This is a genomic window from Streptomyces orinoci (assembly GCF_003121295.1).
Classification (GTDB): Bacteria; Actinomycetota; Actinomycetes; order Streptomycetales; family Streptomycetaceae; genus Streptomyces; species Streptomyces orinoci.
The window spans coordinates 103,958-129,346 of record NZ_PHNC01000007.1 but is presented as its reverse complement, the minus strand read 5'-3'; the positions used below and the strand labels follow the sequence as shown (position 1 = coordinate 129,346).

Sequence of the window (25,389 nt, the reverse complement as noted above, 5' to 3'; positions counted from 1 at the left end):
GCACTCCCGGGAACCGGGATAATCACCGCATGAGTAATGCTGTCTCCCGGGGGACGACCCCCGTACCCCCGGCCAGACGTCCGCGGCTGACCGTGCTCTCCGGCCCCTCCGGGGTCGGCAAGAGCACGGTCGTCGCCCATATGCGCAAGGCCCACCCCGAGGTGTGGCTGTCGGTCTCCTGCACCACCCGCAAGCCGCGCCCCGGCGAGCAGGAGGGTGTGCAGTACTTCTTCGTGGGCGACGAGGAGTTCGACAAGCTGATCGCCAATGGCGAGCTGCTGGAGTGGGCCGAGTTCGCCGGCAACCGCTATGGCACACCCCGCCAGGCCGTACTGGACCGCCTGGAGGCCGGCGAGCCGGTGCTGCTGGAGATCGACCTGCAGGGCGCCCGCCAGGTGCGGGAAACCATGCCGGACGCCCAGCTGGTCTTCCTGGCCCCGCCCGGCTGGGACGAACTGGTGCGCCGGCTCACCGGCCGGGGCACCGAATCGCCCGAGGTGATCGAGCGCCGGCTGGCCACCGCCAAGGTGGAGCTGGCGGCCGAGTCCGAGTTCGATGTGACGCTGGTCAACACCTCCGTCGAGGACGTGGCCCGCGAGCTGCTAGCCTTGCTGCGTTGAACTGGGAATTTCCTTAAGATCCCGAATCAACTGGATCGCAACCCCCCGTCGGAAGGCAGAGAGTGTCCTCTTCCATCACCGCGCCCGAGGGCATCATCAACCCGCCGATTGATGAGCTGCTCGAGGCGACCGACTCGAAGTACAGCCTGGTGATCTACGCCGCCAAGCGGGCGCGCCAGATCAACGCGTACTACTCGCAGCTGGGCGAGGGTCTGCTGGAGTACGTCGGTCCGCTGGTGGACACCCACGTCCACGAGAAGCCGCTCTCCATCGCGCTCCGCGAGATCAACGCGGGTCTGCTGACCTCCGAGGCCGTCGAGGCCCCGGCTCAGTAAGGGCCAAGGCTTTCACCAAGGGTCCGGCAGCACGGCTGTCGGACCCTTGGTGTGTCATGGATGGACAGACACTTCGTGCGGCGCGGGGAGAAGCGAGCGATGGACAAGCCCAAGGTCGTCCTGGGAGTCAGCGGCGGGATCGCCGCCTACAAGGCGTGCGAGCTGCTGCGCCGCCTCACCGAGTCGGGGCATGACGTCCAGGTGGTGCCCACCGCCGCCGCGCTGCACTTCGTCGGCGAGGCCACCTGGTCCGCGCTCTCCGGCCACCGGGCGGCCACCGAGGTCTGGGAGACCGTGCACGAGGTGCCGCATGTCCGCATCGGCCAGCAGGCCGAGCTGGTGGTGGTGGCGCCGGCCACCGCCGACCTGCTGGCCAAGGCCGCCCACGGCCTGGCCGACGACCTGCTGACCAACACCCTGCTCACCGCCCGCTGTCCGGTGGTCTTCGCGCCCGCGATGCACACCGAGATGTGGGAGAACCCGGCCACCCGGGAGAATGTCGCCACCCTGCGCCGCCGCGGCGCCGTGGTGATCGAGCCCGCCGTCGGCCGGCTGACCGGGGCGGACACCGGCAAGGGCCGGCTGCCCGACCCCGAGGAGATCTTCGAGGTCTGCCGCCGGGTGCTGGCCCGCGGCCCGCTCCCCGCCGACCTGGCCGGCCGCCATGTGGTGATCAGCGCGGGCGGCACCCGGGAGCCGCTGGACCCGGTGCGCTACCTGGGCAACCGCTCCTCCGGCCGGCAGGGGTACGCACTGGCCCGTACCGCCGTGGCCCGCGGGGCCAGGGTCACCCTGGTCGCGGCCAACAGCGAGCTGCCGGATCCGGCCGGGGCCGATGTGGTGCGGGTCGGCACCGCGGTCCAGCTGCGGGAGGCGGTGCTCAAGGCGGCGGCGGACGCGGACGCCGTGGTGATGGCCGCCGCGGTGGCCGACTTCCGGCCCGCCCACTACGCCGCCGGGAAGATCAAGAAGCAGGAGGGCCAGGAGCCCGCGCCGGTGGAGCTGGTGCGTAATCCGGACGTTCTGGCCGAGCTCTCCGCCGAGCGCGCCCGCCCCGGCCAGGTGGTGGTCGGCTTCGCCGCCGAGACCGACGACGTCCTCGCCCATGGCCGCGCCAAGCTGGCCCGCAAGGGCTGTGACCTGCTGGTGGTCAATGAGGTGGGGGAGCGCAAGACCTTCGGCTCCACGGAGAACGAGGCCGTGGTGCTGGCCGCCGACGGTGAGGAGACGCCCGTGCCGCACGGCCCCAAGGAGGCCCTCGCCGATGTGGTATGGGACCTGGTGGTCCGCCGTCTCCCTTGATGCCGCTCGATTCCGTGTTCCAGTGCGGCTTGAGAGGCTGGTGTCGCAGGTCACGTTGCCGGTGATGGCCAACCCCATGCCCCGTGCACACCAAGGACGGATAAACTGGCACCGGATCCGCGTCGAGCGCAGCTCTCGGCCGACTCCATCAAATGATCAGCCAGCAGCCGCTGCAACCCCAGGGAGCGATGTGTCCCGCCGCCTGTTCACCTCGGAATCCGTGACCGAGGGTCACCCCGACAAGATCGCTGACCAGATCAGCGACACCATTCTCGACGCCCTGCTCCGTGAGGACCCCACGTCCCGGGTGGCCGTCGAGACGATGATCACCACCGGCCTGGTGCATGTGGCCGGCGAGGTGACGACCAAGGCGTACGCGCCGATCGCGCAGCTGGTGCGCGAGAAGATCCTTCAGATCGGCTACGACTCCTCCAAGAAGGGCTTCGACGGCGCTTCCTGCGGTGTTTCGGTCTCCATCGGCTCCCAGTCCCCGGACATCGCCCAGGGCGTGGACTCCGCCTATGAGGCGCGGGTCGAGGGCGATGAGGACGAGCTGGACAAGCAGGGCGCGGGCGACCAGGGCCTGATGTTCGGCTACGCCTGTGACGAGACGCCCGAGCTGATGCCGCTGCCGATCAACCTGGCGCACCGGCTGTCCCGCCGGCTGACCGAGGTGCGCAAGAACGGGACCATTCCCTACCTGCGCCCCGACGGCAAGACCCAGGTCACCATCGAGTACGACGGCAACAAGGCGGTCCGCCTGGACACCGTGGTGGTCTCCTCGCAGCACGCCTCCGACATCGACCTGGAGTCGCTGCTGGCCCCCGACATCCGTGAGTTCGTGGTGGAGCACGTGCTCAAGGAGCTGGTCGAGGACGGCATCAAGCTGGACACCGAGGGCTACCGCCTGCTGGTCAACCCCACCGGCCGCTTTGAGATCGGCGGCCCGATGGGCGACGCCGGCCTGACCGGCCGCAAGATCATCATCGACACCTATGGCGGCATGGCCCGCCACGGTGGCGGCGCCTTCTCCGGCAAGGACCCGTCCAAGGTGGACCGCAGCGCCGCCTACGCCATGCGCTGGGTGGCCAAGAACGTGGTCGCCGCCGGGCTGGCCGCGCGCTGCGAGGTCCAGGTCGCCTACGCCATCGGCAAGGCCGAGCCGGTCGGTCTGTTCGTCGAGACCTTCGGCACCAACACGGTCGAGACCGAGAAGATCGAGCACGCCATCACCGAGGTCTTCGACCTCCGCCCGGCCGCGATCATCCGCGACCTCGACCTGCTCCGCCCGATCTACTCCCAGACCGCCGCCTATGGCCACTTCGGCCGTGAGCTGCCCGACTTCACCTGGGAGCGCACGGACCGCGTGGACGCGCTGCGCAAGGCCGTGGGGCTGTAACCCGCGCCGACCCGCTGTCCTCGGGGTCCGGAGACCGAGCAGCGGTCTCCGGACCCCGATGCGTTGCCGGGCACCTCATCAGGGGCGCGGGGAACTGCGCGACCAGCCCCGCACGGCCCGCACCTGATGGCGTACGGTCCGTAGGCAGACGTCCGGTTCCGGGGACGGTTCCCGCACCGAAGGCACCGCCGGCGCCCGAGATCGTGCGGATGACAGCCGGTGGCGGCCTGCACCGGGCCGGGAAGGCGGCTCGTCCCGGTCAACGGCTGGGCCGCCCGTCGGGCGCGGCGGCCACTGTCCGAGCCGTCTGGTAGGACTGAGCCTGTGAGCAGCGAAAACGGTCACCCGGAGGAGGAGCCGCAGCAGGCGGAGCAGCTGGCTCTCATCCGGGAGCTGGTGCGCAAGGCGGATGTGCCGAGGGCCAAGCCGCGCACCTGGCGAGGCGCCCCACTGGCCGCCGAGCTCCCGGTGGCCCGGGTGCTGGTGGACAAGGGCCCCGTGCATCTGGACCGGCTCTGGGACTACGCCGTGCCCGCCGAGCTGGACGCCGACGCCCAGCCCGGCACCCGGGTACGGGTCCGCTTCGGCGCCGGTGCCCGCAATGTGCACCAGGGCCGCCGCGAGGGCGGCGGGCTGCTGGACGGCTTCATCGTGGAGCGGGTGGCCGAGTCCGACTATCAGGGCCCGCTGGCCGCCATCGCCCAGGTGCTCTCCCCGGAGCCGGTGCTGGGCCCGCAGCTGCTGCGGCTGTGCCGGGCGGTGGCTGACCGCTACGCCGGCTCGCTGGCGGACGTACTTCAGCTGGCGGTGCCCCCCCGGCACGCCCGGATCGAGGCCGAGCCCTCGCCCGCCCTGCTGCCGCCGCCCGCCGCCCCGCAGCCCGGCAGCTGGTCCCGCTATCCCACCGGCCCCGGCTTTCTGGACGCCCTGGCCCGCGGCGGCTCCCCCCGGGCGGTATGGACCGCGCTGCCGGGAGAGCACTGGGCCATGGAGCTGGCCCGGGCCGCGGCGGCCACCCTGGCCTCCCGGCGTGGGGTGCTGATCGTGGTGCCCGACGGCCGGAGCGCCGCCCGGGTCGATGCCGCCCTCGGTGAGCTGCTGGGCCCGGGGCGGCATGTGCTGCTGACCGCCGACACCGGCCCCGAGGAGCGCTACCGCCGCTGGCTGGCGGTCAACCGTGGGGCGGTACGGGCGGTGGTCGGCACCCGGGCCGCCATGTTCGCCCCGGTACGCGACCTGGGGCTGCTGGCGATCTGGGACGACGGCGACGGCAGCCATGCCGAACCGCACGCCCCCCAGCCGCACGCCCGGGAGGTGCTGCTGCTGCGGGCCGCCCACCAGAAGGCGGCGTTCCTGCTGGGCGGCTTCTCCTGCACCGTCGAGGCCGCCCAGCTGGTACGGACCGGCTGGGCCAGGCCGCTGGCGGCGGACCGCGAGCGGATACGCGCCGTGGCCCCGCTGGTCCGTACCGTCGGCGACGGCGAGCTGGCCCGGGACGAGGCGGCACGGGCCGCCCGGCTGCCCTCCCTGGCCTGGCGGGTGGCGCGCGAGGGCCTGGAGCGCGGCCCGGTGCTGGTGCAGGTGCCGCGCCGGGGCTATGTCCCCCGGCTGGCCTGCGACCGCTGCCGGGAACCGGCCCGCTGTGCGGACTGCGCCGGCCCGCTGGAGGCACATGACGCCGATGGCGCGCTGCACTGCGGCTGGTGCGGCCGGCGGCAGGACGGCTGGCACTGCGCCGAGTGCGGCGGCACCCGGCTGCGGGCCAGGGTGGTGGGGGCCCGGCGCACCGCCGAGGAGCTGGGACGGGCGTTTCCCGCGGTCCCGGTGCGCACCTCAGGCCGGGACCAGGTGCTGGACACCGTGCCGGACACCCCCGCCCTGGTGGTCTCCACACCCGGGGCGGAGCCGGTCGCCGAGGGCGGCTATGCGGCGGCCCTGCTGCTGGACGGCTGGGCGCTGCTGTCGCTGCCCGACCTGCGGGCCGGGGAGGAGGCGCTGCGCCGCTGGCTGGGCGCGGCGGCGCTGGTACGGGGCCAGGAGGCGGGCGGCCAGGTGGTGATCGTGGCCGAGCCCACCCTGCGGCCGGTGCAGGCGCTGGTCCGCTGGGACCCGGCCGGGCACGCGGTGCGGGAGCTGTCCGAGCGGGCGGAGCTGGGTTTTCCGCCGGTGTCCCGGATGGCCTCGGTGAGCGGACCGGCGGACGCGGTCGCCGAGTTGCTGGCCGCCGCCGAACTGCCCTCGGAGGCCGAGCTGTTGGGCCCCGTTCCGGTGACCTCGCGGGGGGCCGCGCCGGGGGAGGAGCGGGTGCTGGTACGGGTCCGCCCGGGGCTGGGCGGCGAGTTGGCGGCGGCGCTGAAGACGGCGCAGGCGGTGCGGCTGGCGCGGGGCGCGGGCCCTGTCGTGCGGTTGCGGATGGATCCGCCGGATATCGGCTGACCCGCCGCTGGGGGCTTGCACGCGCCTGGCGGCGCGTGGGCACCCACCCGCAACCGCCCGTTACCGTCAGCAGAGTTGGCCGGACTCTCCAGTGGACGGCTGGTCACCGTCGGCGGCCGACTGGTTGGTCAGCCGTTGCGCGGGCCCGGGAAGGCCGAGGGGCGGGCCGGCTCCTCCCGGAGCGGACCCGAGGGCTGCCCTGGCACCGAGCGGGCGGCGGGCACCACCGGCATCGCCGAGGGCGTCAGCGCGGCGGTGCTCGGCTCGGTGGCCGAACTCTCCACCGTGGCCTGACCATTGGCCCGCCGGGCCCCGTAACGCCGGTGCACCGCCTGCTTGGTGACGCCCAGCGCCGAGCCCACCGCGTCCCAGGAGAAGCCCAGTGAGCGGTCGAAGTCGACCGCCGCCGTCACCAGGGTCTCCACGCTGTCGCGCAGTTCCTGCGCCAGCCGGACGGTGGGAGCGGGGGCGCGCCCGTAGACCACGAATCCCGAGGACGGGCCGGTACGGCGTGGACGGTAGACATTGCCCAGCTGAGCGGTCAGGGTACGAAGCGCGTCCACCTGTCGGCGGACCCGCTCGATGTCCCGGACCAGAAGATGCAGGCTGGCCCTCGCCTGGGCGTCATGGGTTGCGTGGTCGGGCATGAACAAGCCTCTCGAACCGGCGGTGAACGGGACGTAAGCAAGAGAGAGTTGACACGCAATGGAAGCGGGCCGCGGTTGCGGCCCGGTTCGGTCAATCTCTCTTGACCCAACGCGCCACAGCCCCGCGGGTCACGGTATGGGGGCGCACATCCGCCGGAATGAGGCGCATGCTGCCCCGCACGCCCCTTCAACTCCGGCCCCCGCCTAGACTGGTGCGCCGTCCCGCCCGGTGCTTGAGAGGTTGTGTTCGTCCCCCATGAGGCTCGTCTTCGCCGGTACCCCCGAGGTCGCCGTTCCCGCCCTGGACGCCCTGATCGCCTCCGAGCGCCATGAGGTGGTCGCCGTGGTCACCCGTCCCGACGCGCCCGCCGGACGCGGCCGCCGGATGGTGGCCAGCCCCGTCGCCGAACGCGCCGAGGAGGCCGGCATCGAGGTGCTCAAGCCCGCCCGCCCGCGTGACGAGGACTTCCTGGCCCGGCTGCGCGAGATCGGCCCGGACTGCTGCCCGGTGGTCGCCTATGGCGCGCTGCTGCCCAGGCCGGCCCTGGAGATCCCGCGCCATGGCTGGGTCAATCTGCACTTCTCGCTGCTGCCCGCCTGGCGCGGCGCCGCCCCGGTGCAGCACGCGGTGCTGGCCGGGGACGAGGTCACCGGGGCGGCCACCTTCCAGATCGAGGAGGGGCTGGACTCCGGCCCGGTCTATGGCGTGATCACCGAACAGGTCCGCCCCACCGACACCAGCGGCGACCTGCTCACCCGGCTGGCCTTCGCGGGCGCCGGGCTGCTCGCCGCCACCATGGACGGCATCGAGGACGGCACCCTCAAGCCGGTGCCGCAGCCCGCCGAGGGCGTCTCGCTGGCCCCCAAGCTCACCGTGGAGGACGCCCGCCTGGACTGGGCCGCCCCCGCCCTGCGGGTGGACCGGGTGGTCCGCGGCTGCGCCCCGGCCCCCGGCGCCTGGACGCTGTTCCGCGGCGAGCGGCTGAAGGTGATGCAGGTGGCCCTGGACCACGGCCGTACCGATCTGGCCCCCGGCGAGATCGTCGCCGGCAAGAACAGCGTCCATGTGGGCACCGGCTCGCACGCGGTGGAACTGCTGTGGGTCCAGCCGCAGGGCAAGAAGCCGATGAAGGCCGCCGACTGGGCCCGTGGCGTACGCATCGCCGCAGGCGAGAGGCTGGGCGGGGCGTAGGCTTGGACCTTCGCCACCTCGTTATCCGGAGCACCTTTTGAACCACGGCAACGGCCCCGCCCCCACCGGCAAGCGCCCCCCGCGGCCGCACCGCAGGCCCAAGAAGGACCCGGTGCGCATCCTGGCCTTCGAGGCGCTGCGGGCGGTGGACGAACGGGACGCCTACGCCAACCTGGTCCTGCCGCCGCTGCTGCGCAAGGCCCGGGAGAAGGAGGGCTTCGACGCCCGGGACGCCGCCCTGGCCACCGAGCTGGTCTATGGCACCCTGCGCCACCAGGGCACCTATGACGCGATCATCGCCCAGTGCGTGGACCGCCCGCTGCGCGAGGTGGACCCGCCGGTGCTGGATGTGCTCAGCCTGGGTGCCCACCAGCTGCTGGGCACCCGCATCCCCAGCCATGCGGCGGTCTCCGCCAGCGTGGAACTGGCCCGGGTGGTGCTGGGCGACGGCCGGGCGAAGTTCGTCAACGCGGTGCTGCGCCGGATCGCCGCCCATGACCTGGACGGCTGGCTGGAAAAGGTCGCGCCGCCTTACGCCGAGGACCCCGAGGAGCATCTCGCGGTCGTCCACTCCCACCCCCGCTGGATCGTCTCCGCCCTGTGGGACGCCCTGGGCGGCGGCCGGGAGGGCATCGAGGACCTGCTGGCGGCGGACAACGAACGGCCCGAGGTGACCCTGGTCGCCCGCCCCGGCCGGGCCACCGTGGAAGAGCTGAGCGACGAGCGCACCCGGCCCGGCCGCTGGTCCCCCTACGCCCTGCGGATGGCCGAGGGCGGCGAGCCCGGCGCGCTGGAGGCGGTCCGCGAGGGCCGGGCCGGCGTCCAGGACGAGGGCAGCCAGCTGGTCGCCCTGGCCCTGGCCAACGCTCCGCTGGACGGCCCGGACCACCGCTGGCTGGACGGCTGCGCCGGCCCCGGCGGCAAGGCCGCCCTGCTGGGCGCCCTGGCCGCCGGGCGTGGAGCGGCCCTGCTGGCCTCCGAGAAGCAGCCGCACCGGGCCCGGCTGGTGGCCCGCGCCCTGGCCGGCAACCCCGGCCCGTACCAGGTCATCGCCGCCGACGGCACCCGCCCGCCATGGCGGGCGGGAAGCTTCGACCGCGCCCTGGTCGATGTGCCGTGCACCGGGCTGGGCGCGCTGCGCCGCCGCCCGGAGGCCCGCTGGCGGCGGCGCCCGGAGGATGTGGCCGGCTTCGCGCCCCTGCAGCGCGAGCTGCTGCGGCAGGCGCTGCGCGCGGTGCGGGTGGGCGGCGTGGTGGGCTATGCCACCTGTTCCCCGCACCCGGCGGAGACCCGGGCGGTGGTGGAGGACGTCCTCAAGCAGCCGGGCACGGCAGCCGAGTGGATCGACGCCCGTCCGCTGATGCCGGGGGTGCCCTCGCTGGGCGACGGCCCCGATGTCCAGCTCTGGCCCCACCTGCACGGCACCGACGCGATGTACCTGGCCCTGCTGCGCCGTACCGGCTGACCTCGCTGTCGGCGCCGCCTCGCGGACATGGCAGTCTTGGGGGCATGAGTGTCCAGATCAACCCCAGCATCCTGAGCGCGGACTTCGCCCGCCTGGCCGATGAGGCGCAGGCCGTGAAGGGGGCCGACTGGCTCCATGTAGACGTGATGGACAACCACTTCGTCCCCAACCTCACGCTGGGCGTGCCGGTCGTGGAGTCACTCAGCCGGTCCACCGACATCCCGCTGGACTGCCATCTGATGATCGCCGACCCGGACCGCTGGGCCCCGCAGTATGTGGAGGCCGGGGCCGGCTCGGTCACCTTCCATGCGGAGGCGGCCGCCGCCCCGGTGCGGCTGGCCCGGGAGATCCGGGCCAAGGGCGCCCGGGCCTCGATGGCGCTCAGGCCCGCGACGCCCATCGAGCCCTATGCCGACCTGCTGCCCGAACTCGACATGATCCTGATCATGACCGTGGAGCCCGGCTTCGGCGGCCAGCAGTTCCTGGACGTCACCCTGCCCAAGATCCGCCGCACCCGGGAGCTGATCTCCCGGCACGGCCTCCAGCTGTGGCTCCAGGTGGACGGCGGAGTCTCGGCCTCCACCATCGAGCGGTGTGCCGAGGCGGGCGCCGATGTCTTCGTGGCCGGGTCCGCCGTTTACGGTGCGGACGACCCGGCGGCGGCCGTACGCTCGCTGCGTGGGCGGGCCGAGGCGGCCACCGCCACCGCGTCCTGGGCCTGCGGGCACTGAGCAGGCTCGGCCCCGGCCCGGTTGTCCGGGCCGGGGTCAAGACCTGATCAAGGACCGCCGTTTTCTGACAGGATGACGGTCCAGTCACAACGCCAACACAGCAGTGAGGAGACCGTGGTGTCGACGGGCCGTTCAGCCGCGCCGATGGGGCCCGCCGAGCTGGTGCAGGCGGCCGCCATGGCCCGCCGCTTCTACCTCGAGGGCAAGTCGAAGATCCAGATCGCCGAGGAGTTCGGCGTGAGCCGCTTCAAGGTGGCCCGGGTGCTGGAGACGGCACTGGAGCGCGACCTGGTACGGATCGAGATCCGGGTGCCGGCGGAGCTGGACGCGGAGCGCTCCGACGCGCTGCGCGCCCGCTACGGCCTGCGGCACGCGGTGGTCGTGGAGTCCCCGGCCGACGCCGCCGAGGACGCCCCCGACCCGGAGAACCTCGGCGAGGTGGCGGCCGGCCTGCTCGGTGAGCTGGTGCACGAGGGCGATGTACTCGGCCTGGCCTGGGGCCGCTCCACCATCCATATGGCGGCGGCGCTGCACCGGCTGCCGCCGTGCACGGTCGTCCAGCTCACCGGCGTCTATGACGCGGGCACCGCCGAGCGCGGCTCGGTGGAGGCGGTGCGCCGGGCGGCCGCCGTCTCCGGTGGCGAGGCGCACCCCATCTACGCCCCGATGCTGCTCCCCGACCCGGCCACCGCCGCCGCGCTGCGCGGCCAGACCGGCATCGCCCGGGCCTTCGACTACTTCGACAAGGTGACCGTGGCGGCCGTCTCCATCGGCTCCTGGGAACCGGGCATCTCCACCGTCTACGACATGCTCAGCGACGAGGAGCGCGCCCACTACGCCTCGCTGGGGGCGGCCGCGGAGATGTCCGCGCACCTCTTCGACACCGAGGGCCGCCGCATCGGGCGGGACCTGGGGGAGCGCTGCATCACCGTGGAGGCGGACCGGCTGCGCCGCATACCGGAGGTGGTGGCCATCGCCGGCGGGCAGCGGAAGGCGGCGGCGATCGGCGCGGTGCTGCGCTCCGGGCTGGTCACCAGCCTGGTCACGGACACCGCCGCCGCGGACTATCTGCTCCATCAGACCGGCCCCGGCCCGCGCCCGGCGCTGGACCGGGCCGACCCCGACACCCGCTGACCCGCCTGCGCCCGGAGAATTGGCCGAAGCGACAGGCACTCTTGGCCGAAGCCACAGAATGCGACAGGAGTTCGCCAGAAACCGGGATCATCATGGATGATGGGTCCAGGAACCTCAGCCCGATCCGGTGCTGGTTCGAGCTGACTCCCCACCCGCATCCGCATTCAACATCGCAGGTGAGAGAGCCAGTATGCGTTTCCTCAATGACCAGAAGCCGCCGTACGACCTGACGTACGACGATGTCTTCATGGTGCCCAGCCGCTCTGCGGTCGGCTCCCGGCAGGCCGTGGACCTGTCCTCGCCCGACGGCACCGGCACCACCATCCCGCTGGTCGTCGCCAATATGACCGCCATCGCCGGCCGCCGCATGGCCGAGACGGTCGCCCGCCGGGGCGGACTGGTGGTCATCCCCCAGGACATCCCCATCGAGGTCGTCGCCGACGTCATCTCCTGGGTCAAGAGCCGCCACCTGGTGCTCGACACCCCGATCGTGCTCGCCCCCACCCAGACCGTGGCCGACGCCCTGGCCCTGCTGCCCAAGCGGGCGCACGGCGCCGGTGTGGTGGTGGACGAGGACCAGCGCCCGGTCGGCGTGGTCACCGAGCACGACCTGACCGGGGTGGACCGCTTCACCCAGCTCTCCGAGGTGATGTCCAAGGAGCTGCTGCTGCTGGACGCGGACATGGACCCGCGCGAGGCCTTCAACCAGCTGGATGCCGCGCACCGCAAGCTGGCACCCGCGGTGGACAAGGACGGCAGGCTGGCCGGCATCCTCACCCGCAAGGGCGCGCTGCGCGCCACCCTCTACACCCCGGCCACCGACGCCCAGGGCAAGCTGCGGATCGCCGCCGCGGTGGGCATCAACGGCGATGTGGCGGGCAAGGCCAAGGCGCTGCTGGAGGCCGGTGCGGACACCATCGTGGTGGACACCGCGCACGGTCACCAGGAGGGCATGATCGCCGCGGTCAAGGCCGTCCGGGCGCTGGACCCGCAGGTCCCGATCGTGGCCGGCAACATCGTGGCCGCTGAGGGCGTGCGCGACCTGATCGAGGCCGGCGCGGACATCATCAAGGTCGGTGTGGGCCCCGGCGCCATGTGCACCACCCGGATGATGACCGGTGTGGGCCGCCCGCAGTTCTCCGCGGTGCTGGAGTGCGCCGCCGAGGCCAAGAAGTTCGGCAAGCACGTCTGGGCCGACGGTGGCGTCCGGCACCCGCGCGATGTGGCCATGGCGCTGGCCGCCGGTGCCTCCAATGTCATGATCGGCTCCTGGTTCGCCGGTACCCATGAGTCCCCGGGCGACCTCCAGCAGACCGCCGACGGCCGGCTGTACAAGGAGAGCTTCGGCATGGCCTCGGCCCGTGCCGTGCGCAACCGCACCAGCGAGGAGTCGGCCTACGACCGGGCCCGCAAGGGCCTGTTCGAGGAGGGCATCTCCACCTCCCGGATGTTCCTGGACCCGGCCCGTCCGGGCGTGGAGGACCTGATCGACTCGATCATCGCCGGTGTCCGTTCCTCCTGCACCTACGCGGGAGCGGCCAACCTGGCGGAGTTCGCCGAGCGCGCCGTGGTCGGCGTACAGAGCGCCGCCGGTTACGCGGAGGGCAAGCCGCTGCACGCCAGCTGGCAGTAACACCTCGTCTCACCTGCGAAAAGGGGCGCGGCCTTCAAGGGTCGCGCCCCTTTGTGCGTTATGCGGCACATGCCTATTGACGGTACTGCATATCCATGCGTAAGATGACATGCAATGAACAGTCGTTCTTGACGTGCAGACGCAACGATCGTGCGGGCATGCGCAAGAATGGTGCATTACCAGCGCAGGTCCCCTCCCCATAAGGTCCTGCGCAGTACGTGGAGTGGCGGGTACCGCTTCCCGCGGTCCCCCTCTTTTTCTTCCGGGTTGCTCGTCCTGCCGATGGCCCGTGGGTGGCCGCTGCGGTACCGGTGTTCCACTGGCAGCGAGGAAACGGAGCGACCCCAGTGTTGGACCAAGACACAACGGCCCCCGCCATCGGCGAGGACCAGCGGTCCCCCCGCCCGGCCACCGGATTCGGCGGCCGTATGATGCGGCGCAAGCCGGTGGAGCGGCTGGTCGCCGAGGGCGGCCACGGCGAGGGCGGTACGCTGCGACGCTCGCTCGGTATGTGGCAGCTGACCATGATCAGCATCGGCGCCACCCTGGGCACCGGCATCTTTGTGGTGCTGGGCGACGCGGTCCCCAAGGCCGGTCCGGCGGTGATCATCTCCTTTGTGATCGCCGGTGTGACCGCGCTGTTCTCCGCGCTGTCCTACGCGGAGCTGGCCGGCTCCATCCCGGTCTCCGGCTCCTCCTACTCCTATGCCTACGCCACCCTGGGCGAGCTGATCGCCTGGGTCTGCGGCTGGTGCCTGATCCTGGAGTACGGCGTCTCGGTGGCCGCGGTGGCGGTCGGCTGGGGCCAGTACCTCAATGAGCTGCTGGACGGCACCATCGGGGTCACCATCCCCGGCTGGCTGGCCAACCCCCCTGGCCATGGCGGGTACTTCAACCTTCCGGCGCTGCTGGTGGTGCTGCTGTGCATGGCCTTCCTGCTGGGCGGCGCCAAGGAGAGCGCCCGCGCCAACACCATCATGGTCTGTGTGAAGATCGCGGCGCTGCTGCTGTTCTGTGCGGTGGCCTTCCAGGGCATCAAGTCCGGTAACTACAAGCCCTTTATGCCGCTGGGCATCGCGGGCGTCAGCCACGCCGGAGCCTCGCTGTTCTTCTCCTACATCGGCTTCGACGCCGCCTCCACGGCCGGCGAGGAGGCCAAGGACGCCCAGCGTGACCTGCCGAAGGCGATCATGCTCTCGCTGCTGATCGTCACCACTCTCTACTGCCTGGTCGCCGCCGTCGCGGTGGGTGCCATGCCGTGGAAGCGGTTCGACGGGGCCGAGGCCGCGCTGGCCGGGATCATGAAGGATGTCACCGGGCAGAGCTTCTGGTCGGTGATGCTGGCGGCCGGCGCCGTGATCGCCATCGCCAGTGTGGTGCTGACCGTGCTCTACGGCCAGACCCGCATCCTGTTCGCGATGTCCAGGGACGGCCTGGCGCCCAAGGTCTTCGCCAAGGTGCACGCCAAGAGCGGGGTGCCGCGCGCCAACACCGTGATCGTCTCGCTGTTCTGCGGCCTGCTCGCCGCCGCCATCCCGCTGGACCAGCTGGCCGACGCCACCAGCATCGGCACCCTGTTCGCCTTCGCGCTGGTCAATGTCTCGGTGATTGTGCTGCGCCGGACCCGTCCGGAGATGAAGCGGAGCTTCAAGGTGGCGCTGGGGCCGGTCTTCCCGGTGATCGGCTTTGGGCTCTGTGTCTACAACATGGTCAACCTGCCCGCTGTCACCTGGCTGACCTTCGCCGGCTGGATGGCCGTCGGCCTGGTCATCTACTTCCTCTACGGAATGAAGTCCTCGCGGCTGGCCCGGGAGGAACGCGAGACGGTGACCCTGGAGGGCTGAGCACCACCGGGGAGGCGCCCCAAGGGCCCGTGCGGAATTCCCGCGCGGGCCCTCGCCGTCTCAACGGTCCAGAGTCACCGCGTACTTGGCCTGCTCCAGTGCCTTCTCGTCGGGCGAGCCCTCCTGATTCGCCAGTGCCAGCGCCTGGTTGAGTTCCACATAACGGCGCATCCGCGTCTCATAGCGGGCGAAGGCACTGACATGGTCACCGTCCGCCCGCAGCTCGTCGGCCAGGATGAAGGCGCCCACCAGCGCCAGGCTGGTGCCCTGGCCGGACAATGGCGAGGGGCAGTACCCGGCGTCACCGACCAGCGCCACCCGGCCGGTTGACCAGCGGTCCATCCGGATCTGCGCCAAGGAGTCGAAGTAGAAGTCCGGGGCCCGGCGCATGGCCTGAAGCAGCCGCGGGGTCTCCCAGCCCACATGGGACAGCCGCTCGGTCAGCAGGGTCCGCTGCCGCTCGGTGTCACGGTGGTCATAGGCGACCGGCTCCGAGCGGAAGCCCAGGGTGATCCGCAACTGGCTGTTGTCGCGCACCGGATAGACGCAGTAAGTGGCCTCCCGGCCCTCGGTGAGCCAGATCTCCCAGTTGTCCAGCCCAAGGAAGTTCTCCGCGCTGAACACCGCGAGATAGCTCCCCATATGGTGCAGGAACTCCCGCTCCGGGCCGAAGGCCAGCGCCCGGGTCCGGGAGTGCAGCCCGTCCGCCCCCAGCACCAGGCCGAAGGTCCGCTCGGCCCCGCTCTCGAAGCCGGCCAGGACGCCGTCCGGCCCGTCCGCCAGGCTGCACAGGGAATCACCGAAGAGGAACTCGGCACCCGCCTGACGGGCCCGCTCATGGAGCAGTGAGGTGAGGTCCTCGCGCAGCAGCTCGATGTCCTCGCTGTCCAGCCGGCCGCCGCTGATGGTCATTTCGGTGGAGCGCCACAGTTCGTTTCCCTGGCCGTCCAGCATGGCCATGCCGCGCAGCCCGGTCCGGGCGAGCGCTGCCCGCTCCCTCAGCCCCATCCGGTCGAGCACCTCAAGCGCCGTTCCGCGCACATCGATGGCCTGCCCGCCCGGCCGGACGGCGGGTGCCCGTTCGACGACGGTGACCTCATGGCCGTTGCGGCGCAGCCAGTAGGCGAGTGTCAGTCCGGCGACGCCGGCGCCGGAAACCAGGACAGAGTGCATGGGAACCTCCCCCTTCGTACGGTGTACGCTCCTGAATGTACGCCGTACGCACAGCTCTGCCAAGCGGCCTTCTTCGCTTCTGAACTAGGACAGTTGGGCGGCTGTGGCGGCAAGTCGGCTGCTAGCCTCTGTGCTAGTACAGGACCAAGGGGGACCGAAAAATGGCCGCGAAGTCCGCGCAATCCGCGAAATCCATTCCGCCGTATCTGCGGATCGCCGCCGCGATCCGCAAGCGCATCGCCGACGGGGAGCTGGCGCCCGGCGACCGGGTGCCGTCCACCCGCCAGATCGCCCGGGAGTGGCAGGTGGCCCTGGCCACCGCCACCAAGGTGCTGACCACCCTGCGCCAGGAGGGCCTGGTGCGGGCCGAACCACGGGTGGGCACCGTGGTGGCCTCCCGGACGCCGCCCGCGTCCCCCGCCCCCGCCGGGAGCACGGCCCCGGCCGCTCCCGCCAGGGAAGGGGAGCTGACCCGCGAGCGGATTGTGCGGGCCGCCATCGAGCTCGCCGACCGTGAGGGCCTGGCCGCGCTGTCCATGCGGGGAGTGGCCGCGCGGCTGGGCGTCGCCGTGATGTCCACCTACCGTCATGTCGGCGGCAAGGACGACCTGATCCTGCTGATGGCCGAGGCCGCGCTGGCCGACACCCCGCTGCCCGCCGAGGCTCCGGCCGGCTGCCGGGCCCGTCTGGAAACCGGCGCCCGGACGCTGTGGGCGGCCCACCGGGCCCACCCCTGGCTGGCCCATATCGGCCCGCTGACCCGGCCGATCGCCCTGCCCGGAATGATCGCCTTCTCCGAGTGGAACCTGGCCGCGCTGGACGGCCAGGGCCTGGACGCCACCACCATGTTCAACCTCAATGTGCTGCTCTACAGCTATGTCCAGGGCATCGCCGTGCACCTGGAACGCCAGGCGCAGGCCGAGAGTGTGACCGGGATGACGGAGAACGAGTGGCTGGACTCCCAGGCCGGTGCCCTGGCGGCGCTGGCCGCCACCGGCCGCTACCCCACCTTCGCCAAGGTCCTCCGGGAATTCTCCGAGACCGGCTATGACCTCTATCTGGACGAGCTCTTCGAGTTCGGCCTGGGGCCGCTGCTGGACGGGCTGACCGCGCTGGTCGGGCGCCGGGCCGCGCTCGGGTCGGAGTGCGGGCCGGACGCGTGATCTACTTTTCATGGGTACCGCAGTTATCCGCTGTTTCCGCAGTTTCCGCTGATTCCGCAGAGAAGTGATCCGCCCCCCGTGCGACTGAACGAGCTCGACGAACGCATCGTGCACGCCCTGGCCGAGGACGCCAGGCGCTCCTACGCCGACATCGGCGCGGAGATCGGCCTGTCCGCTCCGGCGGTCAAGCGCCGGGTGGACCGGCTGCGCGCCGAGGGTGCCATCACCGGTTTCACGGTCCGGGTGGATCCGGCGGCGCTGGGCTGGGAGACCGAGGGCTTTATCGAGCTGTACTGCCGGCGCAACACCTCGCCCGAGGCCATCCACCGGGGGCTCTCGCGCTATCCGGAGGTGGCATCGGCCTCCACGGTCACCGGTGAGGCCGATGCCCTGGTGCAGATCTTCGCATCCGATATGCGGCATTTTGAGCGGGTGTTGGAGCGCATCGCCGGCGAACCCTTTGTGGAGCGCACCAAATCGGTGCTGGTGCTGTCTCCGCTGCTGCGCCGGTTCAGTTCCGGTGCACCCTCTTGACCAGCGCAAATGCGATTTTTTGACTACACTTCCGTAGACAACTAAGGTCCACCTCATTAAGGTATGGCTTCGCTAACCAGGGCGACCGGCAGCCGGTGGCACGGAACTTGACCATGCGCCATCACGGCTGCGGGGGAGGACACCATGTGGGATGACGCTTTTCCAAGCTTTCTGATCGGACTCCGGGAAGGCTTGGAAGCCGGGCTCATCGTCTCCATCCTGGTCGCCACCCTGGTGCGCGCCGGCGCCAAGTCCCGCCTGCCACAGGTCTGGACGGGCGTACTGGCCGCGATGGCCCTGGCCATGAGCTTTGGCGCGGTGCTCACCTTCACCGCCGCCAGCCTCTCCACCACCGCCCAGGAGTCCTTCGGCGGCGCGCTCAGCGTCATCGCCGTCGCCTTTGTCACGGCCATGGTGTTCTGGATGCGCCGCTCGGCCCGCAACCTCTCCGGTGAGATCAAGGAGAAGGTCACCAGCGCCCTCACCATGGGCGCGGGCATGCTGATCGTCACCTCCTTCCTGGCCGTGGGCCGCGAGGGCCTGGAGACGGCGCTGTTCCTGTGGACCACCGCCCGGGCCGCCGGCGAGTCCGCCGGACCGCTGACCGGCGCCGGCATCGGACTGGTCATCGCGGCGGGGCTGTGCTGGGGCCTGTACCGCCGGGTGCTGAAGATCAACCTGACCAGGTTCTTCACCGCGACCGGCGTCGTTCTGATCGTCATCGCCGCCGGTGTGCTCGGCTACGGCCTGCGCGACCTCCAGGAGGGCGGCACCCTGCCGGGCAAGGAGGCCTTCGCCTTCGACCTGAGCCCGCACATCGACGCGAGCTCCTGGTACAGCACCCTGGTCCAGGGCGTCTTCAACCTCACCCCGGCCATGACCTGGCTGCAGGTGATCGCCTATGCCGGCTATCTGGCCGTGGTGATGACGCTGTTCGTCCGGGGCGTACGGGCCAAGGCACCCAAGGAGCCCAAGCCCGCGAAGGCCGCCGCGGCCGCCAAGGACGGCGAGCCGGCCGGGGACGCCCCGGCGCCGCGCCGCCGTCCGGCCTGGGTGATCCCCGCCGCCGTGGTCGCGGTGCCCGCGGTGGCCGCCGGAGCGGTGGTCGCCTTCAGCGGCGGCAAGCCCGCCGGAGCCCAGACCGTGGCCGTCTCCGAGAAGGACTGCGGCAAGGGCTTCACCGCCCCCCGGCCCGGCCGGCAGACCTTCCAGATGCACAACACCGGTGACAAGGCCTCCGAGGTCTATCTGATCGACCCGGCCAGCAACGCCGTCTACGGCGAGATCGAGGGACTGGCCCCCGGCACCACCCGCGACCTGGTGGCCACCGTGGGCGGCGGCCAGTACGCCTGGCGCTGTGTGCCCACCGGCGGCAAGGCCGTCACCTCGGCCGCGGTCCGGGTCAGCGGCGGCGGCAATGCCAAGGCCGTCTCCCCGGTCGCCGAGCGGGATCTGGCCGCACCGCTGGCCGCCTACAAGAACTATGTCAACCAGGGCCTGGCCACGCTGACTTCACAGACCCGGAAGCTCAGCGACGACATCAACGGCGGCGACCTCGACGCCGCCCGCGGTGACTGGCTCACCGCCCACCGCACCTACTCCTCCCTCGGCGCGGCCTACGGCACCTTCCAGGACTTCGACCAGAAGATCAACGGGCGCAAGGACGGACTGCCCGACGCTGAGCGCGACAAGGACTTCGCCGGCTTCCACCGCCTTGAGTACGGGCTGTGGCACGGCCAGTCCGCGGACGAACTGCGCGGCCCCGCTGAGCAGTTGGCCAAGGACGCCGACGGGCTGCGGCAGGCCTTCCCCGGCCAGGACTTCGACCCGGGCGACCTGCCGCTGCGCACCCATGAGATCCTGGAGAACACCCTCCAGTTCGAGCTGACCGGCGACACCGACGAGGGCAGCGGCACCAATCTGGCCACCGCGGACGCCAATCTGACCGGCACCCGCGAACTCCTGGACGTACTGCGCCCCTTGCTCACCAAGCGCGACGCGGGCCTGCTCTCCCGGGTGGACGGGGACATCGCCCGGGTGCAGAAGCTGCTGGACGCGGCCCACCAGGACGACAAGTGGACCCCGGTGGACAAGCTGGACGCCGGCACCCGCGCCCGCCTCAACGGCGCCACCGGCCAGCTGCTCGAAGACCTGGCCCCCGTGCCCGACCTCCTGGAAATCCGCAAGTCCGCCTGATGCAGACGCCGTTGCACCGCCGCGAAGGGAACCATGCCATGACCGCCGACTCGGACCTCACGCCGGGCGGATTCGCTCCAGGACGCCGGGGCTTCACCAAGACGGTGCTGGGCGCCGGAGCGGCCGGTGCCGCCCTGGCCGGCGGTGGCTTCGCCCTGGGCCGGACCGTCAGCGGCACCCCGGCCCAAGCCGCCGAGACCGAGGTGGCCGGGGACCACGGCAAGGTGCCCTTCCACGGCGCCCACCAGGCGGGCATCACCACTCCGCAGCCCGAGGCCGCCAGCTTTGTCTCGCTCAATGTGATCGCGGACAACCGCAAGGAACTGGCCGAGCTCTTCAAGACCATCACCGAGCGGGCCCGGCTGCTGACCGCGGGCGGTGCCCCCGAGGACCTGGGTGTGGGCGCCCCGCCCTCGGACAACGGCATCCTGGGCCCCGTGGTCCCGGCCGAGAAGCTGACCGTGACCCTGGGCGTGGGGGCCTCGCTCTTCGACGGCCGCTTCGGCCTGGAGAAGGCCAAGCCCCGCAAGCTCACCCCCATGCGCACCTTCCCCAATGACAATCTGCAGGCGGCCGAGTGCCATGGCGACCTCTCGCTGCAGATCTGTGCCGCCCGGCAGGATGTGGTGCTGCACGCGCTGCGGGACATCGCCCGGCACACCCGGGGCGCCATGCAGATCAAGTGGCGGGTGGACGGCTTCCAGAACGCGCCGCGCCCGACCGGCGCCCAGCGCAATCTGCTGGGCTTCAAGGACGGCATAGCCAACCCGGACACCGCATCCGCCCGGGAGATGGACCGGCTGGTCTGGGTCACCGAGCAACTGGGCGAGCCGTCCTGGGCGGTGGGCGGCAGCTACCAGGTGATCCGCATCATCCGGATGCTGGTGGAATTCTGGGACCGGGTCTCCCTCGCCGAACAGGAGAAGATGTTCGGCCGCCGCAAGGACACCGGCGCTCCGCTGGACGGAGCCAAGGAGACCGATATCCCGCGCTACTCCGCGGACCCCAAGGGCGAGGCCATTCCGCTCACCGCCCATATACGGATGGCCAACCCGCGCACCGCCAAGACCGACGACTCCCGGATCCTGCGCCGCGGCTACAACTACGACCGGGGCGTGGACAACGTCGGCAACCTCGATATGGGTCTGGTCTTCTGCTGCTACCAGCAGGACGTCAAGCGCCAGTTCGAGGCCAACCAGGAGCGGCTGAAGGACGAGCCGCTGGTGGACTACATCTCGCCGACCGGCGGCGGCTACTTCTTCGCCCTGCCCGGAGTCCGTGACTCCGGCGACTGGCTGGGCCGCGGCCTGCTGGGCGGCTGAGGCCGGGCCGGGCGCTGAGGCCGGGCGGGGGGACTACGCCCCGGTGCTGGAGCCGGGGCGGAAGACCATCAGTACCGTGACCACCGCCCAGGCCAGCGAGAACAGCCCGGTGATCATGGCCAGCCGGGGGAGGGTGGCCGCGGCGGCCGACCGCGCGGCGGTGTCCCCGGCCTTCTCGTCCAGCACCTCCATCACGGCGTCCTGGCTGAAAACGGTGAAGGCCAGCAGGCCCGCGGCGATCGCGGTGAGCACCATGGAGGCGATCATCCAGCTCTGCCCCAGCGAGCCCATCAGCTGGGCGGTGACCACACCGAAGGCGGGGACCAGCAGGGAGGCGCCGGCATAGAGCCGGGTGACCCGGTGCAGCACCCGCAACGCGCCCATGGCCGAACCGGCCTCTTCGCCCTGCGGGGCCAGCGCCTGCCGGGCATAGCGGGGGAACAGGCTCGCGGCGATCGTGGCCGGGCCTATCAGGATGATGGCCGCCAGGACGTGGATGCTGAGCACTAGCTTGGTCATGAGCGCATGGCCCCCATGGGTTGCATTCCGGCTTCAAACGTCTGGACGCTAGCACCGGGCCCGGACCGCCCCGACGCCGGGTACACCGCCCCGCCCCTGCGAGCCATTGCCGCCGACGCCCGCCCCCACCAGCTCACCGGGCCCCGGACTCACCCGCCCGGGCAGGCCCCCGATGGCCACCCGAGGCAGGGCGCCCAGGGCGGCCATGACCCGGCACCGGGGAAACCGGCTGCCACCGCCGCCCCCGCCCCCACCGTGGCCGACGGAAAGCGCACCGCCGGACGCTCGTGCAATGAATCGCCGGAAATGGCGCCCAAGGCGCAACAAATCGACCGCCGTCACGCAACATCCGCGCCTTGTCGCACGCCGATGCCCAGCCGTACCGTCAAGGCGCTTAACGAAATCCTGCGTTCACGGCCCTGTGGCCCCCTGCTGACCGGTTGAAAACGAGGACCTATGACGTCGCTGCGCATTGCACTGTTCCAGGGACCCAGCGGCGTTCCCGCCTCGACCGACGAGACGCTCTCCGCCCTGGAGACCGCCGCCCGCCGCGCCGCCGCCGGCGGGGCCCGGCTGCTGCTGACCAATGAGCTGTACCTCACCGGCTACGCCCTGGGTGAGGAGGTCCGCGACCGCGCCGAAGCCGCCGACGGCCCCTCCGCCCGCGCGGTGGCCCGCATCGCCGCCGAGCACGGCCTGGCCATCTGTTACGGCTACCCCGAGCGCGCGGGCGAGCGGCTGTTCAACTCCAGCGCCCTGATAGGCCCGTCCGGTGAACCGCTGGCGTGCTACCGCAAGACCCATCTCTTCGGCGCCTATGAGACCGCCCATTTCACCCCCGGCGAAGCCGCCGTGGTCCAGGCCGAGTTGGACGGCCTCCGGCTGGGCCTGCTGACCTGCTACGACGTGGAGTTCCCGGAACCGGTGCGGGCGCACGCCCTGGCCGGTACCGAGGTCCTGCTGGTGCCCACCGCGCTGATGCGGCCCTATGAGATCGTGCCGCACACCATCGTCCCGGCCCGCGCCTGGGAGAGCCAGCTCTATATCGCCTATGCCAACCGGTGCGGTCCGGAAGGCGACTTCACCTTCGCCGGACTGTCCTGTCTGGCCGCGCCCGACGGCACCGTCCGCGCCCGGGCCTCCGCCGACCGCAGTGACCTGATCCTCGGCGACATCGACCCCCAGCTTCTCAGGGCCTCCCGCGCCGAGAACACCTACCTCACCGACCGCCGCCCCGAGCTGTACACCTCGCTCCTCTGAGCACCCCCCGCCCACAGCTCCCGCCCCAACACCGCCTTTCAGTAGGAGAGTCCAGCCGATGACGTCCACGGTGCCCACCGCCGTCCATGACGAGCAGCTCCCGGCCGAGCCGCCCATCACCATGTTCGGACCGGACTTCCCCTTCGCCTATGACGACTTCCTGGCCCACCCGGCCGGCCTGGGCCAGATACCGGCCACCGAGCACGGCACCGAGGTCGCCGTGATCGGCGGCGGACTGTCCGGCATCATCACCGCCTATGAGCTGATGAAGATGGGGCTCAAGCCGGTCGTCTACGAGGCCGACCAGATCGGCGGCCGGCTGCGCACCGTGGGCTTCGAAGGCTGTGACGGTGAACTGACCGCCGAAATGGGCGCCATGCGCTTCCCGCCCTCCTCCACCGCCTTCCAGCACTACATCGACCTGGTGGGCCTGGAGACCAAGCCCTTCCCCAACCCGCTGGCGCCGTGCACCCCCTCCACCGTGGTGGACCTCAAGGGCGAGTCCCACTATGCGCGGACCATCGACGACCTGCCCCAGGTCTACCGCGATGTCGCCGCCGCCTGGAACGCCTGCCTGGAGGAGGGCGCCGACTTCTCCGCCATGAACCGGGCCATGCGCGAGCGCGATGTGCCCCGCATCCGTGAAATCTGGGCCAGGCTGGTCGAGAAGCTCGACAACCAGACCTTCTATGGCTTCCTCTGTGACTCCGCGGCCTTCGCCTCCTTCCGGCATCGCGAGATCTTCGGTCAGGTCGGCTTCGGCACCGGCGGCTGGGACACCGACTTCCCCAACTCCATCCTGGAGATCCTGCGCGTCGTCTACACCGAGGCGGACGACCACCACCGCGGCATCGTCGGCGGCAGCCAGCAGCTGCCCCTGCGGCTCTGGGAGCGCGAGCCGCGAAAGATGGTGCACTGGCCCCAGGGCACCTCACTGGCCTCGCTGCACGGCGGCGAGCCGCGGCCGGCCGTCACCCGGCTGCACCGCACCGCGGGCAACCACATCACGGTCACCGACGCCGCCGGGGACATCCGCACCTACCGGGCGGCGGTCTTCACCGCCCAGTCCTGGATGCTGCTGTCGAAGATCCAGTGCGATGACGAGCTGCTGCCCATCGACCACTGGACGGCGGTCGAGCGTACCCACTACATGGAGTCCTCCAAGCTGTTCATTCCGGTGGACCGGCCCTTCTGGCTGGACAAGGACGAGGAGACCGGCCGGGACGTGATGAGCATGACGCTCACCGACCGGATGACCCGTGGCACCTATCTGCTGGACAACGGGCCGGACAAGCCCGCGGTGATCTGCCTCTCCTACACCTGGTGCGATGACAGCCTGAAGTGGCTGCCGTTGTCGGCCGGGGAGCGCCTGGAGGTGATGCTGAAGTCGCTGGGCGAGATCTATCCCAAGGTGGACATCCGCAAGCACATCATCGGCAACCCGGTCACCATCTCCTGGGAGAACGAGCCCTATTTCATGGGCGCGTTCAAGGCCAACCTGCCCGGCCACTACCGCTATCAGCGCCGGCTGTACACCCACTTCATGCAGGACCGCCTCCCCGAGAACAAGCGCGGCCTCTTCCTGGCCGGTGACGACATCTCCTGGACCGCCGGCTGGGCCGAGGGTGCCGTGCAGACCGCGCTCAACGCCGTATGGGGAGTGATGCACCACTTCGGTGGTGCCACCGACCCCACCAACCCGGGCCCCGGCGATGTCTTCGACGAGATCGCCCCGGTGGAACTCCCGGAGGACTGAGGGCCCTTCAGCACAGCGGGGTGAGCAGGCAGCGGCCGACCAGGCCGACTCCGGCGTCGATCCGGTCCGCGAACTCCCGGGCCAGCTCGGGCAGATGGCGTATGGCCCAGAGCGTCCGGAAGGCGGCCCAGGCCGCACCCCGCGCGGCCTCCAGGGTCCAGGAGCCCAGCAGGTGGGTCAGCGGATCGGCCACATCCAGCGGCTCATGGCCCGGTATCAGCTCCTCCCGGATCCGCTCCTCCATGGAGACCAGCAGCTCGCCGACGCGGTTGAAGTCCTTTTCCAGCTCGGCGGGTTCGGCCCCCAGGGCCCGGCAGGTGTCGGTGAGCGCCAGCGGCAGATCATGGCCGATATGGGCGTTGATCCCGGCCAGGGCGAACTGGACGGGCCGCACCGCCGGGTGGCCGCGCAGCTGGAACAGCGGCCGCCAGCAGGCCGGTGCCGGCCGTCCCGCGGCGGCGCGGTCCACCGCGGTGAGATAGCGCTCGGCGAAGAGCACATCCAACTCCGTGGTGGCCAGCCGGTCCTGGAACCGGCCGGCGGTGACCCGTCGGCCGACCTCCTCGGTGACCGACAGATACACCCGGTTGAAGACCGCCACCCCGTCCCGCGGGGGGAGCGCCCTCTCCAGCCCGTGCATCCGGGCGAGTACCCAGTCGATTCCGGCGGGTGCGGCAGCCCCCGCCATCCGTGCCGTCCCCGTGGTGTCCGTCATCCCCGTCATCCCC

Annotated in this window: 21 protein-coding genes; 17 read left to right on the top strand and 4 right to left on the bottom strand. The window is 71.4% G+C overall.

Features of this window, described 5'->3' with window-relative positions:
* Positions 1 to 29 precede the first annotated feature (29 nt).
* The 5 genes from gmk to CV755_RS04445 all read left to right on the top strand — a co-directional run bounded on the left by gmk (position 30) and on the right by CV755_RS04445 (position 6,092).
* Complete coding sequence (gene gmk / locus CV755_RS04465) at positions 30 to 620, top strand: guanylate kinase (RefSeq protein ID WP_109278814.1); 591 nt, start codon at positions 30 to 32, stop codon at positions 618 to 620.
* Positions 621 to 682: 62 nt separating this feature from the next.
* Positions 683 to 955, top strand: a complete 273-nt coding sequence (gene rpoZ, locus CV755_RS04460; RefSeq protein WP_030360466.1) for a DNA-directed RNA polymerase subunit omega — start codon at positions 683 to 685, stop codon at positions 953 to 955.
* Between the two features lie 99 nt (positions 956 to 1,054).
* On the top strand, positions 1,055 to 2,257 hold the full coding sequence (gene coaBC, locus CV755_RS04455; protein ID WP_109278813.1) for a bifunctional phosphopantothenoylcysteine decarboxylase/phosphopantothenate--cysteine ligase CoaBC: 1,203 nt from the start codon (positions 1,055 to 1,057) through the stop codon (positions 2,255 to 2,257).
* 190 nt (positions 2,258 to 2,447) lie between these two features.
* Positions 2,448 to 3,656 carry a methionine adenosyltransferase gene (gene metK / locus CV755_RS04450; protein WP_109278812.1) on the top strand — a complete coding sequence of 403 codons (1,209 nt, stop codon included), beginning with the start codon at positions 2,448 to 2,450 and terminating at the stop codon, positions 3,654 to 3,656.
* Positions 3,657 to 3,980: 324 nt separating this feature from the next.
* Positions 3,981 to 6,092, top strand: a complete 2,112-nt coding sequence (locus CV755_RS04445) for a primosomal protein N' (protein WP_109278811.1) — start codon at positions 3,981 to 3,983, stop codon at positions 6,090 to 6,092.
* Between the two features lie 128 nt (positions 6,093 to 6,220).
* Here CV755_RS04445 and CV755_RS04440 read toward each other — a convergent pair whose 3' ends face one another.
* A complete protein-coding gene (locus CV755_RS04440) occupies positions 6,221 to 6,739 on the bottom strand; it encodes a hypothetical protein (protein ID WP_109279016.1) in 519 nt (172 codons plus the stop codon).
* A 256-nt stretch (positions 6,740 to 6,995) separates the two neighbouring features.
* On the opposite strand from CV755_RS04440, the gene fmt reads away from it, so the two are divergent.
* The 6 genes from fmt (at position 6,996) to CV755_RS04410 (ending at position 14,738) form a co-directional block, all read left to right on the top strand.
* Entirely contained in the window at positions 6,996 to 7,931 is a 936-nt protein-coding gene (gene fmt / locus CV755_RS04435) for a methionyl-tRNA formyltransferase (protein ID WP_109278810.1), read from the top strand.
* 37 nt (positions 7,932 to 7,968) lie between these two features.
* Positions 7,969 to 9,396: an RsmB/NOP family class I SAM-dependent RNA methyltransferase gene (locus tag CV755_RS04430; RefSeq protein WP_109278809.1), complete on the top strand. Its 1,428-nt coding sequence runs from the start codon at positions 7,969 to 7,971 to the stop codon at positions 9,394 to 9,396.
* A 44-nt stretch (positions 9,397 to 9,440) separates the two neighbouring features.
* A complete protein-coding gene (gene rpe, locus CV755_RS04425) occupies positions 9,441 to 10,127 on the top strand; it encodes a ribulose-phosphate 3-epimerase (protein WP_109278808.1) in 687 nt (228 codons plus the stop codon).
* A 144-nt stretch (positions 10,128 to 10,271) separates the two neighbouring features.
* The gene (locus CV755_RS04420; protein ID WP_109278807.1) at positions 10,272 to 11,261 is read left to right on the top strand and encodes a sugar-binding transcriptional regulator; all 990 of its coding nucleotides are present in this window, start codon (positions 10,272 to 10,274) and stop codon (positions 11,259 to 11,261) included.
* A 190-nt stretch (positions 11,262 to 11,451) separates the two neighbouring features.
* Positions 11,452 to 12,894, top strand: a complete 1,443-nt coding sequence (locus CV755_RS04415; RefSeq protein WP_109278806.1) for a GuaB1 family IMP dehydrogenase-related protein — start codon at positions 11,452 to 11,454, stop codon at positions 12,892 to 12,894.
* A 428-nt stretch (positions 12,895 to 13,322) separates the two neighbouring features.
* Positions 13,323 to 14,738, top strand: a complete 1,416-nt coding sequence (locus CV755_RS04410; RefSeq protein WP_241560987.1) for an amino acid permease — start codon at positions 13,323 to 13,325, stop codon at positions 14,736 to 14,738.
* Positions 14,739 to 14,798: 60 nt separating this feature from the next.
* Here the strand turns inward: CV755_RS04410 and CV755_RS04405 are convergent, their stop codons facing one another.
* Positions 14,799 to 15,911, bottom strand: coding sequence for an FAD-dependent monooxygenase (locus CV755_RS04405; RefSeq protein ID WP_109278805.1), 1,113 nt, complete (start codon positions 15,909 to 15,911; stop codon positions 14,799 to 14,801).
* A 161-nt stretch (positions 15,912 to 16,072) separates the two neighbouring features.
* Between CV755_RS04405 and CV755_RS04400 the strand changes: the two genes are divergently transcribed.
* The 4 genes from CV755_RS04400 (at position 16,073) to efeB (ending at position 21,126) form a co-directional block, all read left to right on the top strand.
* On the top strand, positions 16,073 to 17,074 hold the full coding sequence (locus CV755_RS04400; RefSeq protein WP_109278804.1) for a TetR/AcrR family transcriptional regulator C-terminal domain-containing protein: 1,002 nt from the start codon (positions 16,073 to 16,075) through the stop codon (positions 17,072 to 17,074).
* A 78-nt stretch (positions 17,075 to 17,152) separates the two neighbouring features.
* The gene (locus CV755_RS04395) at positions 17,153 to 17,608 is read left to right on the top strand and encodes an Lrp/AsnC family transcriptional regulator (protein WP_109278803.1); all 456 of its coding nucleotides are present in this window, start codon (positions 17,153 to 17,155) and stop codon (positions 17,606 to 17,608) included.
* Between the two features lie 144 nt (positions 17,609 to 17,752).
* A complete protein-coding gene (gene efeU, locus CV755_RS04390; RefSeq protein ID WP_109278802.1) occupies positions 17,753 to 19,804 on the top strand; it encodes an iron uptake transporter permease EfeU in 2,052 nt (683 codons plus the stop codon).
* Between the two features lie 38 nt (positions 19,805 to 19,842).
* The gene (gene efeB / locus CV755_RS04385; protein ID WP_109278801.1) at positions 19,843 to 21,126 is read left to right on the top strand and encodes an iron uptake transporter deferrochelatase/peroxidase subunit; all 1,284 of its coding nucleotides are present in this window, start codon (positions 19,843 to 19,845) and stop codon (positions 21,124 to 21,126) included.
* A 33-nt stretch (positions 21,127 to 21,159) separates the two neighbouring features.
* Here the strand turns inward: efeB and CV755_RS04380 are convergent, their stop codons facing one another.
* Positions 21,160 to 21,645 carry a DUF2269 family protein gene (locus CV755_RS04380; protein WP_109278800.1) on the bottom strand — a complete coding sequence of 162 codons (486 nt, stop codon included), beginning with the start codon at positions 21,643 to 21,645 and terminating at the stop codon, positions 21,160 to 21,162.
* A gap of 456 nt (positions 21,646 to 22,101) precedes the next feature.
* Between CV755_RS04380 and CV755_RS04375 the strand changes: the two genes are divergently transcribed.
* Both CV755_RS04375 and CV755_RS04370 read left to right on the top strand, forming a co-directional pair.
* Positions 22,102 to 22,905, top strand: coding sequence for a carbon-nitrogen hydrolase family protein (locus tag CV755_RS04375; RefSeq protein WP_109278799.1), 804 nt, complete (start codon positions 22,102 to 22,104; stop codon positions 22,903 to 22,905).
* A 58-nt stretch (positions 22,906 to 22,963) separates the two neighbouring features.
* The gene (locus CV755_RS04370; protein WP_109278798.1) at positions 22,964 to 24,661 is read left to right on the top strand and encodes a flavin monoamine oxidase family protein; all 1,698 of its coding nucleotides are present in this window, start codon (positions 22,964 to 22,966) and stop codon (positions 24,659 to 24,661) included.
* Between the two features lie 7 nt (positions 24,662 to 24,668).
* On the opposite strand, the gene CV755_RS04365 is transcribed toward CV755_RS04370, so the two are convergent.
* On the bottom strand, positions 24,669 to 25,349 hold the full coding sequence (locus tag CV755_RS04365; protein WP_109279014.1) for a DUF5995 family protein: 681 nt from the start codon (positions 25,347 to 25,349) through the stop codon (positions 24,669 to 24,671).
* Positions 25,350 to 25,389 lie beyond the last annotated feature (40 nt).

Coding starts and splice junctions, on each gene's coding strand:
- gmk (WP_109278814.1), top strand. CDS start 30: ATGAGTAATGCTGTCTCCCGGGGGACGACCCCCGTACCCCCGGCCAGA.
- CV755_RS04380 (WP_109278800.1), bottom strand. CDS start 21,645: ATGACCAAGCTAGTGCTCAGCATCCACGTCCTGGCGGCCATCATCCTG.
- efeB (WP_109278801.1), top strand. CDS start 19,843: ATGACCGCCGACTCGGACCTCACGCCGGGCGGATTCGCTCCAGGACGC.
- CV755_RS04415 (WP_109278806.1), top strand. CDS start 11,452: ATGCGTTTCCTCAATGACCAGAAGCCGCCGTACGACCTGACGTACGAC.
- CV755_RS04400 (WP_109278804.1), top strand. CDS start 16,073: ATGGCCGCGAAGTCCGCGCAATCCGCGAAATCCATTCCGCCGTATCTG.
- CV755_RS04420 (WP_109278807.1), top strand. CDS start 10,272: ATGGGGCCCGCCGAGCTGGTGCAGGCGGCCGCCATGGCCCGCCGCTTC.
- coaBC (WP_109278813.1), top strand. CDS start 1,055: ATGGACAAGCCCAAGGTCGTCCTGGGAGTCAGCGGCGGGATCGCCGCC.
- CV755_RS04365 (WP_109279014.1), bottom strand. CDS start 25,349: ATGGCGGGGGCTGCCGCACCCGCCGGAATCGACTGGGTACTCGCCCGG.
- efeU (WP_109278802.1), top strand. CDS start 17,753: ATGTGGGATGACGCTTTTCCAAGCTTTCTGATCGGACTCCGGGAAGGC.
- CV755_RS04410 (WP_241560987.1), top strand. CDS start 13,323: ATGATGCGGCGCAAGCCGGTGGAGCGGCTGGTCGCCGAGGGCGGCCAC.
- fmt (WP_109278810.1), top strand. CDS start 6,996: ATGAGGCTCGTCTTCGCCGGTACCCCCGAGGTCGCCGTTCCCGCCCTG.
- CV755_RS04440 (WP_109279016.1), bottom strand. CDS start 6,739: ATGCCCGACCACGCAACCCATGACGCCCAGGCGAGGGCCAGCCTGCAT.
- CV755_RS04370 (WP_109278798.1), top strand. CDS start 22,964: ATGACGTCCACGGTGCCCACCGCCGTCCATGACGAGCAGCTCCCGGCC.
- CV755_RS04375 (WP_109278799.1), top strand. CDS start 22,102: ATGACGTCGCTGCGCATTGCACTGTTCCAGGGACCCAGCGGCGTTCCC.
- rpe (WP_109278808.1), top strand. CDS start 9,441: ATGAGTGTCCAGATCAACCCCAGCATCCTGAGCGCGGACTTCGCCCGC.
- CV755_RS04405 (WP_109278805.1), bottom strand. CDS start 15,911: ATGCACTCTGTCCTGGTTTCCGGCGCCGGCGTCGCCGGACTGACACTC.